We start from the raw sequence: 13717 nt of genomic DNA on the forward strand, positions 1-13717 counted from the left end.
TTACCTGTTTATTGCTTACACTTACTATCAGTGGATGAACAATAATAATTAATCTATCACGCAAGCACAAACAAGTGTAGATAAATACACAAGGGAATTGATATTTTGGACGGTTTTAAAGCAACAAAATCTTATAAGGTTGCGACCCATGATGGTCATACATTATATGTTGAGGAATCAGGTGAAACTTCGGGTATCCCGGTTCTTTTTCTGCATGGTGGACCCGGCGCGGGTATTGGGCAAAATTATCAATGGCCGTTCATTGGTAATAATTATCGTGTCATTGCATTTGATCAACGAGGATGTGGGCGCTCTCAGCCCTTTGCGAGCTTAAGTAATAATACGATGTCCTCACAGATTGCGGATATAGAAACGATTCGCAAGTTATTCAACATAGAGCAATTCATTCTATTTGGTGGCTCATGGGGTTCAACCTTGGCGCTTGCTTATGCGATCGCGCATCCCAAACGTGTCAATGCAATGGTATTAAGAGGCATATTTTTAGGCCGCAAAGAAGACTCTCATTGGTTTATCTCGCCGCAAAAAGCTGCCGCACAAATTTTTCCAATACAATATAGTAACTTTGTAGAAGGGATTGACAGCCAAGATCCTGATGAAATTTGTACACACTACTACAATCAATTAACTAGCAATTGTGAGACAACTCGTATCGAATCAGCAAAACGATGGTTTGATTGGGAAGGTAACATCTCTAAATTGAAACGGGTTGATAGCAACGCAAGTGAGCATGCAAGCTCTCAACAGATTTATACGCTAGCTTTGTTTGAATGCCACTACATTATGAATGGCTGCTTTATGGATGAAAACTATATTTTAGATAATGCACATCGTATCGCAGAAATTCCCATGCATATCGTACACGGCCGATACGATATGGTATGCAAATGTGAATCCGCTATTTCTTTACACCAAAAAATGAATAATGCCACTTTGACAATCATCGATGATGCAGGGCATAGCGTAACTGAATTTGGCGTGAGCAAAGCGCTGATTGATATTATGGCTGCTTTACCTAAACAGATGAAGGTAGCTCAAGAATCCTGATTGGAAACTCAATAGTACTATGATCGGTGTATTACAAAGAGTCACTCAAGCCTGTGTCATGGTCGATAACAAAATAATCGGTCAGATAGATGATGGGATATTACTTCTTCTGGGAGTTGAGGCTAATGACTCAGATGAGCAAATAAAGAAACTGGCAGATAAAGTACAAAAACTAAGAATCTTTGAAGATGAGTACGGGAAAATGAACCTAAGCTTACAAGATACAGGATATAAGCTACTTGTCGTCTCACAATTCACGCTTGCTGCCGATATTAAAAAAGGGAATCGTCCTGGCTTTTCAAAAGCCGCATCTCCACAACATGCCAAAGTAATATATCAGGGATTTCTTGATTACTATCAGTCACATTACGAGCCATGCCAATGCGGTGAATTTGGGGCAAATATGCAAATCCAATTAACAAATGATGGACCCGCTAGCTTTTACATTCAAATCTAAGCACACTGTGGTAAAATAATGGGCTAATTGCGCCCAAGGAGTATGAGTGTTTACCTTATCCATCCCTAAAACTGAAGAAGAACTAAAGGCATATTTTGCTTTTAGATGGACTTGGTTACGAGAGCCGTGGGGGTATCCTATTGGCTCAGAAAGAGACGAGTATGAAAGTGTTAGTGAGCATAGAATGCTTGTGGGCCCGAACAATGAGATTGTCGCAACTGGCAGGGTGCACCTTAACACACCTGAAGAAGCTCAAATTCGCCACATTGCCGTTGATAAAAAATACCGCCGTAAAGGACTAGCACAGATAATGCTATCCTCATTAGAACAAACTGCTCGTGATCTTGGAGCTCAGCGAGCAGTCACCAATTCTCGTGATACTTCAATTAGTTTTTTCAGTGCTTGTGGTTTTAAAATAGTAGACGACGCACCAGCAGAATTAGGTAAGCTGAAACGCAAACAAATGTGCAAAAGTTTAGTTGAGCATAATTCCCTTATCCTGCACCCTAAATGGTGTAGCGAATTACAACAAACATGGTATGAGGATATCCCCATCACGGAACATATGGGTATTAAGCTACATCAATATACAGAAAAAAGCCTTGAAACAAGGGCCTCGCTTAACAAAAATGTCAACTTACATGGCACTATGTTTGCTGGAAGTGTGTACTCACTTGCAACCTTAACAGGTTGGGGTATGTTATTTCTAAAATTGAAACACAAAAATTTACAAGGCGATATTGTACTTGGAGATGCTAACATCCATTACCATAAACCGGTCACAAGCAGGCCAAGAGCCTTATGCCATATTGAGTCAGTTGACACTAACTTAGAGCTACTCTCAAAGAATAAAAAGTGCCCTGCGAGTCTAAGTGTTGATATTTATGATGGAGATAAGCCAGTAGCAAAGTTTAAGGGGCAATATTGGATACTACCCCTTAATAGAGATCAATAAAAAAGTTAATTCCTACTTACGCAGCCATAGCCGACTGTAACTTTTTCATCGCATTTTTTTCAATTTGTCTTACTCGCTCAGCCGATACTTGATACTCATCAGCCAAATCTTGCAAAGTAAGCTTATCATCAGCTAACCAGCGAGTTTCAATAATATGCTGGCTTCGCTCATCTAAAGTTTTAATAGCCGCGTGTAGACGCTTAGCCGCACTTTCGTCCCAGTCACTATTGATAACTGACATTTCGACATCTTCGCTTTTATCTTCTAAATATTGTGCTGGGCTATAAGTTGATGACTCATCATCATCATTGCCTAAATCAAATGCAGTATCTTGGCTCGCCATGCGCGATTCCATTTGCAACACTTCTTTTGTACTGACATTAAGTTCTTGTGCTACTTTTTGAACTTCTTCATGCGTAAACCAACCAAGGCGTTTCTTGGCTTTTCGCAGATTGAAAAACAATTTACGCTGCGCCTTAGTGGTCGCTACTTTCACAATACGCCAATTTTTCAGTACAAACTCATGAATCTCAGCTTTTATCCAATGCACAGCAAAGGATACTAAGCGAACCCCTACATTTGGGTCAAATCGCTTAACTGCTTTCATCAAGCCAATATTACCTTCTTGAATAAGATCTGCTTGAGGCAGACCATACCCTGAATATGATTTTGCAATATGAACGACAAAACGCAAATGAGACATAACCAATGCTCTTGCCGCTTCTAAATCCTGATTTTCAAATAAACGAACGGCAAGAGACTTTTCTTCTTGAGCTGATAACATCTCAATACCAGAAACAGCCTGCACATAGCTTTCAATGCTTCCCCCTTGGGAAACTGTCATTGCTAACGCATTCATGTCTTTATTCATTGTTACCTCGTTTACATTAGTTGAAGCACCTGCTTCATACCATTATTGCTGATGGGCGATATCTGTCTGCGATATCAATCTGCAAGCTCATGTTTGCAAATTGATGCTTGCAAGATCGTGCTGCCTACTATTATAAGGCTTGATTCATGGAAATCATTCTGATCTATATGACTTCTTATCAGACCGCCAGTTCAACAAAAATATTTCATATTAATACTAATTTAGTAAATATAAGGATTAGTCTTAAAAACTCAAGTAATAATCGACCTTTTTTTATAATTTTTAAATGTTGTTTCTATTCAACTAGAAATAAGTAAATATTTTAGCAAATGAGCCGATACTTTGACATATTCAGGAATATCTAATTCCAACTAATCGTTATATGACATTCAGCACCAATGACTGTTATTATTTTGAAGGATTTGTATGTTTTCATACCTTGCTCGACAGGCTATTTATGACACACAGCAAAATGTGTTTGCTTACGAGTTGCTGTTTAGAGATGGCCTAAAGAACTGTTTCCCTGATATATCTCCTGACGAAGCAACAAGTAACATGTTAGCTGAAAGTCATTTATCTGTTGGGTTTGAGAGCATCACATTTTCAAAGCGCGCGTTTATTAATTTTCATCAAGATACCCTACTTTATCGCTTTCCTTCTACACTTGACCCATTAGCTGTTGTCATTGAAATTATTGAAACTGTTAAGGTAACTCCCGAGCTTATAAAAGCGTGTGAGCATATTCATAATTTAGGTTATCAAATCGCGTTAGATGACTACGACTTTGCTGAACATTGGGATGCGTTAATACCTTATGTTACTTACATCAAGCTCGAAGTTGATATTATCAACCTTGATGACAAAAAAGTGGTTAAGCAACTAGAGCAATTTAAACAACAAGGTAAGATACTTATCGCAGAAAGAGTGGAAACAAAAGACGAATTTGAAACACTTAAAAGTGCTGGAATTCATTATTTTCAAGGCTACTTTTTATCTAAACCCGAAGTCGTTAAACACAAAAAAATTGAGGTGGCAGTCAGTTCTATTATTGAGCTGGTTAGCATGAGTGTATCTGATACTTTTGATATGCAAAAGCTACAAACAATCTTTGATGCTGATGTTGGCCTAACCTACAAATTGATGCGCTTTATAAACAATCCCTTGATCAATAAAAGGCAATCAATCAACAACGTTAATCATGCCTTAAAATATTTGGGCGAAGTTGAACTAAAAAAATTTATTGCACTGCTTGCGATTGCTAACCTAAAAGGTAACAAGCCTGTTGAACTTATCGTTATTAGCCTAGGACGGGCAAAGTTTTGTCAATTAATGTCACAAGCACTCAAAGATAAACATACAGATTCTGATAGTTTTGTGCTTGGTCTATTTTCTATGATCGATGCTTTGTTGGACATGCCAATGGACTCTGTTTTGTCTAGTCTTCCATTTTCTGCTGAGTTCAAAGACGTACTTTGTCAAAAAGAACGTGATTCAATGTTAGCTTTACAATATCAAACGTGTCTCGCATTCGAAAAAGCCGAATGGGATGCTATCGATGTATTGGCTAAACAAAGTGATATCCCATTAGATGAATTGTTTGCGATGTATTATGAAGCACTTGAGTGGGCCCATACGATGAAGTCAGATTTTAGTTAAGGTACAAATGATGATTAATATTTTTGCAAGAGAACCGATTTTCGATTTAAAAAAAGAAGTCTTTGCTTATGAATTTTACTACCGGGATTCTATTGCTGGAGAATTACCCATTGGCAGTGAAGAGCCAGAGGAGGCTCAGAAACCAGATTTCGGTCTCGGCATCGATGATTTATTAGAACATAATCAAACTATGGTCAGTGTTTCTATAGGGAAAATTGACGATTTTTGCAGTTGGTATATCGATAACAAAGATTTAATTGTCGAGGTAACTGAATATGATAATAAAAAATCAAAGTCAGGTTCCTTGTTAGACGCGATAAAAAAACTCAAAGCCAGTGGATTTAAAATAGTCATCAATCAAGAAATGATGCAGTTTAGCCAATTAATCGCTTATACCGATTTTGTTAAAGTCAAAGCAGGTAAAAACATAGAGGCATTGGTTGAGAGTATCAGAGAGCTTTCCTCCAAAAAGGGGGTCCGTATCATTGCCACTCAAGTGAATTCAAAATTTCAATTCGATGCCTTTAGCCAGTTAGATATTGACTATGTACAGGGATTCTTTTTCCTTGATAAAACAATAGAACACACCAAAAAACCGATACCTGCAAGCAAATTAGCTTATATGCAATTGCTCAAAGAAGTTGCAGAACCAAAGCTCAATATCGACCGTTTACAAAGTATTTTTGAGCAAGACCCTGCATTGTCTTTTTTACTGATTAAGTTTATTAACAATCCAATGGTTAATAAATCAATCAAAATCAATTCTATCCGCCACGCTTTAAATTATTTGGGTGAGCTGATGATAAGACGATTCATTGCGGTACTTTCTTTAGCTGGACTCAAATCTGAAAAGCCTGCTGAGCTATTAAATATGTCATTGGTAAGGGCAAAATATCTTGAATCAGTCGATGCTAGTCTATCTAAGAACTTAGACGATATGAGCGCTTTTTTAGTTGGATTGTTTTCATTGATAGACGTGCTTTTGGACAGGCCACTTGAAGACTTGCTTGCAGCATTGAAAATTGACAGCACCATCGAAGATGCCCTGCTAAGAGAAAAAGGCGCATTCCATACTATTTTGCTTAGCGCGAAGGCCTTTGAAACCGCAGACTGGGAGAGCCTACTGGTTTTGTCAAAATCGCTCAAAGTCAAACAAGATTTTCTGCATCGACACTTCAGACTGGCAACGCAGTGGCAAGCAAAAATGTCACAATCACTTGGCCCTTCATTTTAGGCAATACCAAAATTATTCTGGCTCAATGTCATTTACATGTTTTTGTACTGACAAAAATGAGCCAGCTAAACCCAATACAATTGATAAGCCCAAAATAAAAAATAGCGCCTGAACATTCAAGCCTGTGATATTGATATCTAGTTGGTATTGCTGCATAAAACTATCTAAACTCCAGCCCACCCATAGCAAGATAAAACTAACGGTAATCCAAGCCATCAAACCACCTAATAAGCCATACCAGAACCCGGTATACAAAAATGGCCGTTGAATAAAGGAGTCTGTCGCTCCTACTAATTTCATGACCATAATTTCACTGCGCTTATTCAAAATATTTAGTCGAATGGTATTTCCGATAATCAACACAACGGCAAAAAACAATAAAATTGCGAGCAAGTATACTAATTCCTTGGCAATAGATAACAAGGTATACAAACGTTCAAGCCATTCAATATCGAGTTTACCAATATCTACTTCTCGTTCTTTTCGTAATTTATTTAACAGCTCACTAGCGGCCGTTGGCGATGCGTGACGATTGGTGGGTTTTATCAGTACCACCGCAGGAAGCGGATTATCATCAAGGTAATCAAGTGCTTCACCTAAACCTGATAAGCGTTGAAATTCATCCAATGCTTGCGCAGCAGAAACATAGTCTACATTGGCTATTTCATTATAAGTTTGTAAGCGCGCCATTAACTGCTGCGCCTGAGGCTCACTGACATCTTTACGCAAGAACAAAGATATCTCAGAAGCCTGTTGCCACTGCTGTGTGACCTGTTCAGTATTTTCGACGATGATATACAATGTACTAGGAAGTGTAATGGAAAAGCCCAGTACCCCTATTGTCATCAAAGAAGCAAAAGGCACTCTGTAAAGCTCTCCTAAGGCTATTGATACATTGGCGGGCATGGTCTGTAAAAAACATCATAACACGCTGGAAAAAGCCAATGCTTTGACGAGAAGCCCCTTGTTGACGACCTTTAAATAAAACACTCATTTAAAGCTCCTCCTGCCCTAAACCGTCGGTAATCATTCGACCATTTTTTAAAGTAAGTGTTCGATAGCGCATTCGTGCAATTAAGCCTAAGTCGTGCGTTGCAATAAATACTGATACACCAGCGCTATTAAAGTCTTCAAATAGTCTAATGATTTCCATGGACAACTTAGGGTCTAAGTTTCCGGTGGGCTCATCTGCTAATAACAAGGGTGGTCGGTTTACCACTGCTCGCGCTATACCAACTCGCTGTTGCTCACCGCCTGACAGCGTAATAGGAAGATTATTGACTTTGTCACGAAGACCCACCATTTCTAGCGCCGCATCAACACGTTTGTTGATTGTTTTACGTCCGTGGCCCTCTATTATTAGAGGTAAAGCCACATTATCAAACACTGTTTTATCCATCAGTAATTGGTGACTTTGAAATATCATGCCAATATCACGTCTTACATACGCTATTTGTTTACGGCTAATTTTGTTTAGATTGTGACCATTGATTAGTACATTACCGACCGATGGTCTTTCCATTAGACTAATTAGTTTGAGCAAGGTACTTTTGCCAGCGCCAGAGTGCCCCGTTAAAAAGGCCATTTCGCCTTGTTCAACATGAAAGTTCACCTTGGTAAGAGCGCGCTGACCACCGGCATATGTTTTACTGACATCTTCGAATTTAATCATGGTTTATTATTTTAATTTTTATAAGAGTAGCAAGAGCCCTTGGTTAACAATGGCAAATATTGCTTCACTATGCAAACAAGGCCTCACGCAAACAAGGCCTCGACAAACGCTTTTGATTCAAATGCACGTAAATCATCGATGCCCTCACCGATTCCGATATAACGTACAGGGATTTTAAACTCATCCGCAAGTGCAAAAATAACACCACCTTTTGCACTACCGTCCAATTTGCTTAAGTTGATGCCAGTCACTCCCACCGCATCATTGAAAATTCGTGTTTGGCTGACGGCATTTTGGCCTGTACTAGCGTCTAGTGTTAGCATTACCTCATGAGGAGCATTTGGGTTTTGCTTTTTCATGACTCTAACAACCTTTTTTAACTCTTCAATCAGGTTGTCTTTATTTTGTAGTCGTCCTGCGGTGTCAGCAATCAGAATATCCACGTTTTTTGCTTTGGCAGATTCCATTGCATCAAATAATACAGACGCACTATCAGCACCGGTGTGTTGAGCAACAACAGGAATATCATTACGCTCACCCCATACCTGCAATTGCTCAACCGCTGCAGCCCTAAAGGTATCACCTGCTGCTAACATAACTGATTTACCCTGCGCTTGAAACTGTTTAGCCAATTTACCAATGGTTGTCGTTTTACCGACACCATTTACACCAACCATTAAAATAACATAAGGTTGTTTTTGTCCATTGTCGCTGCAACTTAGCGAGGTATCTAATGGAATACTGACCATATCTAACATGCTTTGCATATGATCTTGCATTAAGGATAACAAAGCTTCAGAGTTCTTGAGTTCAGAACGTTTAGCATTTTGCACTAAATTATCAATAATCTTATTAGTCGTGTTCATGCCAACATCAGCCAATAATAGCTGAGTCTCTAGCTCCTCATATAAGTCATCATCAATGGTCTTATTCGTCAGTAATGCACTAAAACCACTGCCAATATTAGCTTTGGTCCTTGAAAGGCTGGCCTTCAAACGAGTAAATAGGCTGTCTTGCTCAGCCAAATCTACATTAGGCTCATCAATATCAGTGTCGACAATTGAGGCTTCCGATTGTATGTCTGGTTCGTTATGTTCGTTTTCTTGAGAAACTGAAGCCTGCTCTTTGCTTTCTGGTTCAGGCTTTTTCCCGAACCAATTAAATAATTTGGACATCGTTATTGCACTTTATTTGTGAATTGTTTAGACAAATTCAGGTTATACTTGGGGTAATTCGTAATATGATAACACTTTAGCTCCTTATGTCACCAAAACCTAAACGCAAAACCATGCATCCGAAAAATACAACAAAAAGCAGACGAAACGATTCGTCAAAAACGAGTCGAGGTTTGGTTAGAATTGTTGCAGGCACTCACCGAGGAAGGCGATTACCTGTTTTGGTAAATGATGGATTGCGCCCTACCTCCGATCGCGTAAAAGAGACGCTTTTTAATTGGCTAATGAATGATATTGTTAACGCAAAGTGCTTAGATATGTTTGCTGGTAGCGGAGCATTAGGGATCGAGGCTCTTTCAAGACAAGCGAGCCATGTCACCTTTATTGAGCGCGACAAAAAAACGGCTGAACAAATCAAGACTAACTTACAAACCTTGCGTGAAGAAGGTAATGCTGAGGTAAAACAGTGCAGTGCGTTTGAAGTTCAGTTCAATAATACTGCCACCTTTGATATTGTGTTTATCGATCCTCCTTTTGGAATGGATATGCTTGAGAATGCAATTGCGCATCTTGTTGAGCAAAACATATTATCCTTAAACGCGATGATTTATGTCGAAAACAGTCATAATGATAATGTCGAACTCCCCGAGAATTTTTCACTATTAAAAGAAATCAAAACCAGTCAAGTCTATGCACGTTTGTTTCAGTATCTGGCATAAAGTATCAGGCATAAAAAAACCAGAATACAAATCCTGGTTTTTAATTATTAGTTTGTTGCCCTAATTGGGGCCCTACCTGATAAACTTATGCTTTGAAAACCTTACGTGCAGCAAGTCCTGCAAAACCAAGTAGTAATAAAGCAAATACGCTTGGCGAAGGCACTCTTACTGACACATTATCAATAAAGTTACCAACCGTGCTTGTAGCTGGCGAGACAGACGTAAAACGAAGCGTTGTCAAAGTACCAGTTGCCACAAATGAGTCTGCAAATACAGACCAGCTGCTTCTGATATGATCATCAACAAGCATATTTAACACAGTTGTCCCATCAGAGATAACTTCTACGCGAAACGCTTCATGCTCATTTTGACGTGCTCTGTAAGCAAATCCTAAATCATATACACCACTGATAACGGTCGCAAACGACTGCTCAATTGTGAACACATTGCCGGTGTAAGGGTGTGCATTAAGTTCAATGTGATTTTCACCATGATACGCATTCACACCATTTAACGAATCCCAAAACTCTAAATTACTGCCACTCCAGCTATCAACATCAGACGCTTCAAACCATTTCCAACGATTATCAGCAATATCTTTACTTTCAAAACTGCCGTTTACAATAAGATTGGCGCTAGCAATACTTCCAGCAAAAGACATCACAAGTACTAATGCAACTTTGTTAAACCAATTCATTTTTCTCACTACCTTCTGTTATTACGACCCGTAGCACTATACTTTGGGTTACTTAATGAGCTTTAAAGCATAAATCATACCAGCTTGCAAACGCCTGTTTATGCTATATTTTTTTGACAACTAAACGTTCACCGTTCATAAGTGTAAAAGAACCTGACAGTTATTACACTGGGTCTAAACCCAAATTACTAAGCTCTAAACCAATAATGTCTTCTCGTAACTGTTTAACAAAATCTTTGTTAATTTTATTATGTTGGCAAAAATCAAGTAAGCTTCTTTGTGTTTCTATCTCATATTCCATCAAGGGGTGAGTTCGCAAGGCTTCTTGATTAATCGTCTCACCATCTATCATCAAGTCATCGTCGATATGAAGTAAGTAAGCCTCTACCGACCCTTGGCTCAACTTTGCAATCGTGACTGCAGAAAATTCGTGCTCATTAGCAAAGTCTTGAAGTAAACAGCTTATGCCCATGCAAAAATCCAAGGCAGGAAAAACCGCAAAGGTGTCAAAATTAGAAGGCTCTGGGATGATTTCCTCTAATTTTTCCAGTTGTAAGTTAGGGTTAAATTTATTCGTTGGCGCCATACACCATTCCCATAATAAATTTAACATCGATTTTGCTAATGCCGTATCGCCAAATTCATGTTGCTGACTAAATCGCTCATAATTTGGCAACATTCTTTGTAACAAAGCACATGCAAAAACAACATCGCTTGGCTTTGATAATTCTCGAATACGAGCAAAGGTATCTAATTTACCTTCTTTTCTTTTCATTTTGGGCCCTTAACAGGATTTTTTATAATTGATTACTAACATTTTTTGCATCACTGTCGTTATAGAGATTACTAAAATCAATCTAGTATGTCAGGAGAAAACAATGGCACTAATGTCTGTCGCTGAAGTTGCTGAATTTTTAAATGTTCCCGAAGCTCGCGTATCAAGGCTAGAGCGTGAACACCTACTTGTTGCTAAAAGTCGCAATGATAGTGACCAGCCCATGTTTGATAACGATGACGTTAGCAAGTACAAAGAGCTGGCAGAGCGTCTTGGTGGCCTTTAAAATTATCAACGCTTCAAAATTAATTCAGCAATCGAACGTATACCTAGGCCTGTCGCCCCAGCAGGCATAAACTCAGTCGCATTTCGCGAGTATGCAGCCGCTAAATCAATATGTAACCATTGACATTTTTCTGTATCCACAAAGCGTGATAAAAAGCCAGCTGCGTTCGATGCACCCGCAGCACCTCCGCCTTTTTGCGAACGGCTATTCGCAGTATCAGCAAATGGTGACGGGCAGTTTTCTTGATGGAATTCCTCTAAAGGTAATCTCCAGGCAGGTTCATTTACTTGTTTTGCAATCTCAATATACTCATCAGCAGTATCATCATGCATAGAAAATAAAGCATTATACTCTTTGCCCACTGCGACCATTGCAGCGCCGGTTAAGGTTGCCGCGTCCACAACTAACGATGCACCACTTTCACAAGCAGCTTGAAGGCCATCAGCCAAGACTAAGCGGCCTTCAGCATCTGTATTCACGATTTCTACACTTACACCATTTTTATACGTAATCACATCGCCAAGTTTGTAGGCGTGTCCACTTATCAAATTTTCAGCACAGCACAAATATAGCTTTGTGCGTGTTGTGAGGCCTTGCGAGATTGCTAAGGCTAACGCACCCGTTACCGTTGCCGCACCGCCCATATCACATTTCATATCTAGCATCCCTTCACTACTTTTGATGCTATAGCCTCCACTATCAAAAGTAATACCTTTGCCGACCAAGGCATTTTTGACTTCTGCATTTGGATCGCCCGTAGGGTTGTAATCAATTTCAAGTAGTACTGGAGGGCGAGTGCTTCCACGACCCACTTCATATATGCCATGCCAGCCTGCCTCAACAAGTTGCTCACCTGTCAAGCGCGTGACACTAACATTGTTAGGCGCTAGTTCGGTAATAAACTTCTGCGCTTGATTTGCCAGAGCTTCTGGGCTCATTTCTTCGGGAGTTTGATTAATTAACTGACGAGTAAATAGTAGTGCAGATAAAAAGTCTTCCAGGGCTTTTTCATCGCTATTTTGCGCCCATTGAATGCTGCCTGAAAAATTAGATGGGCAAAAACTTCTAACAAAACTTACTTGTTCATCAAATGTCCAACTTCCATTAAATTTTAGGTTACTAACGCCTGTAGCCGCTATTTTACGAGCTGCTTTTTGAAGTGCACGTTCTTTATGCACAATCGTTTGTGTAATGTGAACTAACGCGCCATTTTCGACGAAAGTGACAAGGCTACCTGCTGAATAAGGCTCGTTTGCTGTGTTCTGTGTAAGTTCAACTGTAAAAAAAGACATAAATGCTCCACACTAAAGTGAGATAAGTTTAGATAATGGCATAAGAGTAACAAATGTTTGAATTTTCTTCAGCACTTACCCACGCGGTTTTGTTAAAACGCTATAAACGGTTTTTAGCCGATGTGCGCTTAGATGATGGCCGAATAATTACGGTGCATTGTCCAAATACTGGTGCGATGACCGGTTGTGCTGACCCTAGCAGTGATGTGTATCTAAGTGAGTCAAATAACCCCAAGCGAAAATATCGATATACTTGGGAATACTCAAGTGACCAATATAATCATAAAATTTGTGTTAACACCGCTAACGCAAATAAAGTGATCAAAGCTGCTTTACAAGAAAAAAAGATCCATGAATTTGCAGGCTATGAAAGTATCAAACCAGAATATAAAGTAGGTGAAAGTCGCATTGATTTTTTACTACAAGCCCCCTTGAAACCTGATTGCTATGTAGAAGTAAAGTCTGCCACGCTTGCGCAAGGTCAAGTTGCAATGTTCCCTGATACAATTACGACAAGAGGTACAAAACATTGCAAAGAATTAGCACAACTTAGTAAACAAGGCTACGCAACAGCGATTGTATTTTGCATTATGCGAGAAGCAATCTCTGAATTTAAGATTGCTACCCAAATCGATCCGGACTATGCTAGTGCTCTAGAGGACGCACGGATAAATGGCGTATTGGTATTAGGCTATGGATGTGATCTAAATATGAAGGGGATCACTATCACTCATGCAATACCAATTACTTAATAAAAAAGTATTGCTTTTTTTCAAAAAATCACCATATTAGCGTCCTTGAAATTTTTCGACATGCATAAGCGCAATCAGTTATCGTTTTTGTTTGTCACAAATGTGAAACTG

13 protein-coding genes and 2 pseudogenes are annotated in these 13717 nt (G+C 39.3%); 8 read left to right on the forward strand and 7 right to left on the reverse strand.

All coding sequences use genetic code 11. The features are described from left to right. Window positions 1-105 precede the first annotated feature (105 nt). Genes pip through ACZ1G6_RS13050 form a run of 3 tightly spaced genes read left to right on the forward strand, consistent with a single transcriptional unit; the run spans window position 106 to window position 2477 of the window. Window positions 106-1065 carry a prolyl aminopeptidase gene (gene pip / locus ACZ1G6_RS13040; protein WP_472616676.1) on the forward strand — a complete coding sequence of 320 codons (960 nt, stop codon included), beginning with the start codon at window positions 106-108 and terminating at the stop codon, window positions 1063-1065. A gap of 19 nt (window positions 1066-1084) precedes the next feature. Then, a complete protein-coding gene (dtd, locus tag ACZ1G6_RS13045) occupies window positions 1085-1522 on the forward strand; it encodes a D-aminoacyl-tRNA deacylase (RefSeq protein WP_472616677.1) in 438 nt (145 codons plus the stop codon). Between the two features lie 46 nt (window positions 1523-1568). After that, a complete protein-coding gene (locus ACZ1G6_RS13050; RefSeq protein ID WP_472616678.1) occupies window positions 1569-2477 on the forward strand; it encodes a bifunctional GNAT family N-acetyltransferase/hotdog fold thioesterase in 909 nt (302 codons plus the stop codon). 16 nt (window positions 2478-2493) lie between these two features. On the opposite strand, the gene rpoH is transcribed toward ACZ1G6_RS13050, so the two are convergent. Then, complete coding sequence (gene rpoH, locus ACZ1G6_RS13055) at window positions 2494-3348, reverse strand: RNA polymerase sigma factor RpoH (RefSeq protein WP_472616679.1); 855 nt, start codon at window positions 3346-3348, stop codon at window positions 2494-2496. A gap of 426 nt (window positions 3349-3774) precedes the next feature. Between rpoH and ACZ1G6_RS13060 the strand changes: the two genes are divergently transcribed. Together ACZ1G6_RS13060 and ACZ1G6_RS13065 are read left to right on the forward strand one after the other, a co-directional pair. After that, on the forward strand, window positions 3775-5004 hold the full coding sequence (locus tag ACZ1G6_RS13060) for an EAL and HDOD domain-containing protein (RefSeq protein WP_472616680.1): 1230 nt from the start codon (window positions 3775-3777) through the stop codon (window positions 5002-5004). A gap of 10 nt (window positions 5005-5014) precedes the next feature. Continuing rightward, a complete protein-coding gene (locus tag ACZ1G6_RS13065) occupies window positions 5015-6238 on the forward strand; it encodes an EAL and HDOD domain-containing protein (RefSeq protein ID WP_472616681.1) in 1224 nt (407 codons plus the stop codon). Window positions 6239-6250: 12 nt separating this feature from the next. Here ACZ1G6_RS13065 and ftsX read toward each other — a convergent pair. The 3 genes and pseudogenes from ftsX to ftsY all read right to left on the reverse strand — a co-directional run. Next, window positions 6251-7232: pseudogene (ftsX, locus tag ACZ1G6_RS13070) on the reverse strand (permease-like cell division protein FtsX). Beyond that, entirely contained in the window at window positions 7233-7910 is a 678-nt protein-coding gene (ftsE, locus tag ACZ1G6_RS13075) for a cell division ATP-binding protein FtsE (protein WP_472616682.1), read from the reverse strand. Window positions 7911-7993: 83 nt separating this feature from the next. Then, a pseudogene (gene ftsY / locus ACZ1G6_RS13080) lies at window positions 7994-8917 on the reverse strand (signal recognition particle-docking protein FtsY); the annotation flags it as partial. 281 nt (window positions 8918-9198) lie between these two features. Here ftsY and rsmD point away from each other — a divergent pair. Beyond that, complete coding sequence (gene rsmD / locus ACZ1G6_RS13085) at window positions 9199-9804, forward strand: 16S rRNA (guanine(966)-N(2))-methyltransferase RsmD (protein ID WP_472616683.1); 606 nt, start codon at window positions 9199-9201, stop codon at window positions 9802-9804. An 85-nt stretch (window positions 9805-9889) separates the two neighbouring features. Here rsmD and ACZ1G6_RS13090 read toward each other — a convergent pair whose 3' ends face one another. Next, entirely contained in the window at window positions 9890-10501 is a 612-nt protein-coding gene (locus ACZ1G6_RS13090) for a DUF642 domain-containing protein (RefSeq protein WP_472616684.1), read from the reverse strand. Window positions 10502-10664: 163 nt separating this feature from the next. Further along, window positions 10665-11276: a YjaG family protein gene (locus tag ACZ1G6_RS13095; RefSeq protein WP_472616685.1), complete on the reverse strand. Its 612-nt coding sequence runs from the start codon at window positions 11274-11276 to the stop codon at window positions 10665-10667. Window positions 11277-11379: 103 nt separating this feature from the next. Between ACZ1G6_RS13095 and ACZ1G6_RS13100 the strand changes: the two genes are divergently transcribed. Further along, entirely contained in the window at window positions 11380-11562 is a 183-nt protein-coding gene (locus tag ACZ1G6_RS13100; protein WP_472616686.1) for a helix-turn-helix domain-containing protein, read from the forward strand. A 5-nt stretch (window positions 11563-11567) separates the two neighbouring features. Here the strand turns inward: ACZ1G6_RS13100 and pepB are convergent, their stop codons facing one another. Next, window positions 11568-12854, reverse strand: coding sequence for an aminopeptidase PepB (gene pepB, locus ACZ1G6_RS13105; RefSeq protein WP_472616687.1), 1287 nt, complete (start codon window positions 12852-12854; stop codon window positions 11568-11570). A 53-nt stretch (window positions 12855-12907) separates the two neighbouring features. Here pepB and sfsA point away from each other — a divergent pair, with 53 nt between their 5' ends. Beyond that, window positions 12908-13606, forward strand: a complete 699-nt coding sequence (gene sfsA / locus ACZ1G6_RS13110) for a DNA/RNA nuclease SfsA (RefSeq protein WP_472616688.1) — start codon at window positions 12908-12910, stop codon at window positions 13604-13606. Window positions 13607-13717 lie beyond the last annotated feature (111 nt).

It is taken from the genome of Glaciecola sp. HA4-3 (assembly GCF_055693685.1).

Excerpts from the sequence above, each read along its gene's own strand:
- ACZ1G6_RS13100 (WP_472616686.1), top strand. The coding sequence starts at position 11,380 with ATGGCACTAATGTCTGTCGCTGAAGTTGCTGAATTTTTAAATGTTCCC.
- ACZ1G6_RS13065 (WP_472616681.1), top strand. The coding sequence starts at position 5,015 with ATGATTAATATTTTTGCAAGAGAACCGATTTTCGATTTAAAAAAAGAA.
- sfsA (WP_472616688.1), top strand. The coding sequence starts at position 12,908 with ATGTTTGAATTTTCTTCAGCACTTACCCACGCGGTTTTGTTAAAACGC.
- pepB (WP_472616687.1), bottom strand. The coding sequence starts at position 12,854 with ATGTCTTTTTTTACAGTTGAACTTACACAGAACACAGCAAACGAGCCT.
- ftsE (WP_472616682.1), bottom strand. The coding sequence starts at position 7,910 with ATGATTAAATTCGAAGATGTCAGTAAAACATATGCCGGTGGTCAGCGC.
- dtd (WP_472616677.1), top strand. The coding sequence starts at position 1,085 with ATGATCGGTGTATTACAAAGAGTCACTCAAGCCTGTGTCATGGTCGAT.
- rpoH (WP_472616679.1), bottom strand. The coding sequence starts at position 3,348 with ATGAATAAAGACATGAATGCGTTAGCAATGACAGTTTCCCAAGGGGGA.
- rsmD (WP_472616683.1), top strand. The coding sequence starts at position 9,199 with ATGCATCCGAAAAATACAACAAAAAGCAGACGAAACGATTCGTCAAAA.
- ACZ1G6_RS13095 (WP_472616685.1), bottom strand. The coding sequence starts at position 11,276 with ATGAAAAGAAAAGAAGGTAAATTAGATACCTTTGCTCGTATTCGAGAA.
- ACZ1G6_RS13060 (WP_472616680.1), top strand. The coding sequence starts at position 3,775 with ATGTTTTCATACCTTGCTCGACAGGCTATTTATGACACACAGCAAAAT.
- ACZ1G6_RS13090 (WP_472616684.1), bottom strand. The coding sequence starts at position 10,501 with ATGAATTGGTTTAACAAAGTTGCATTAGTACTTGTGATGTCTTTTGCT.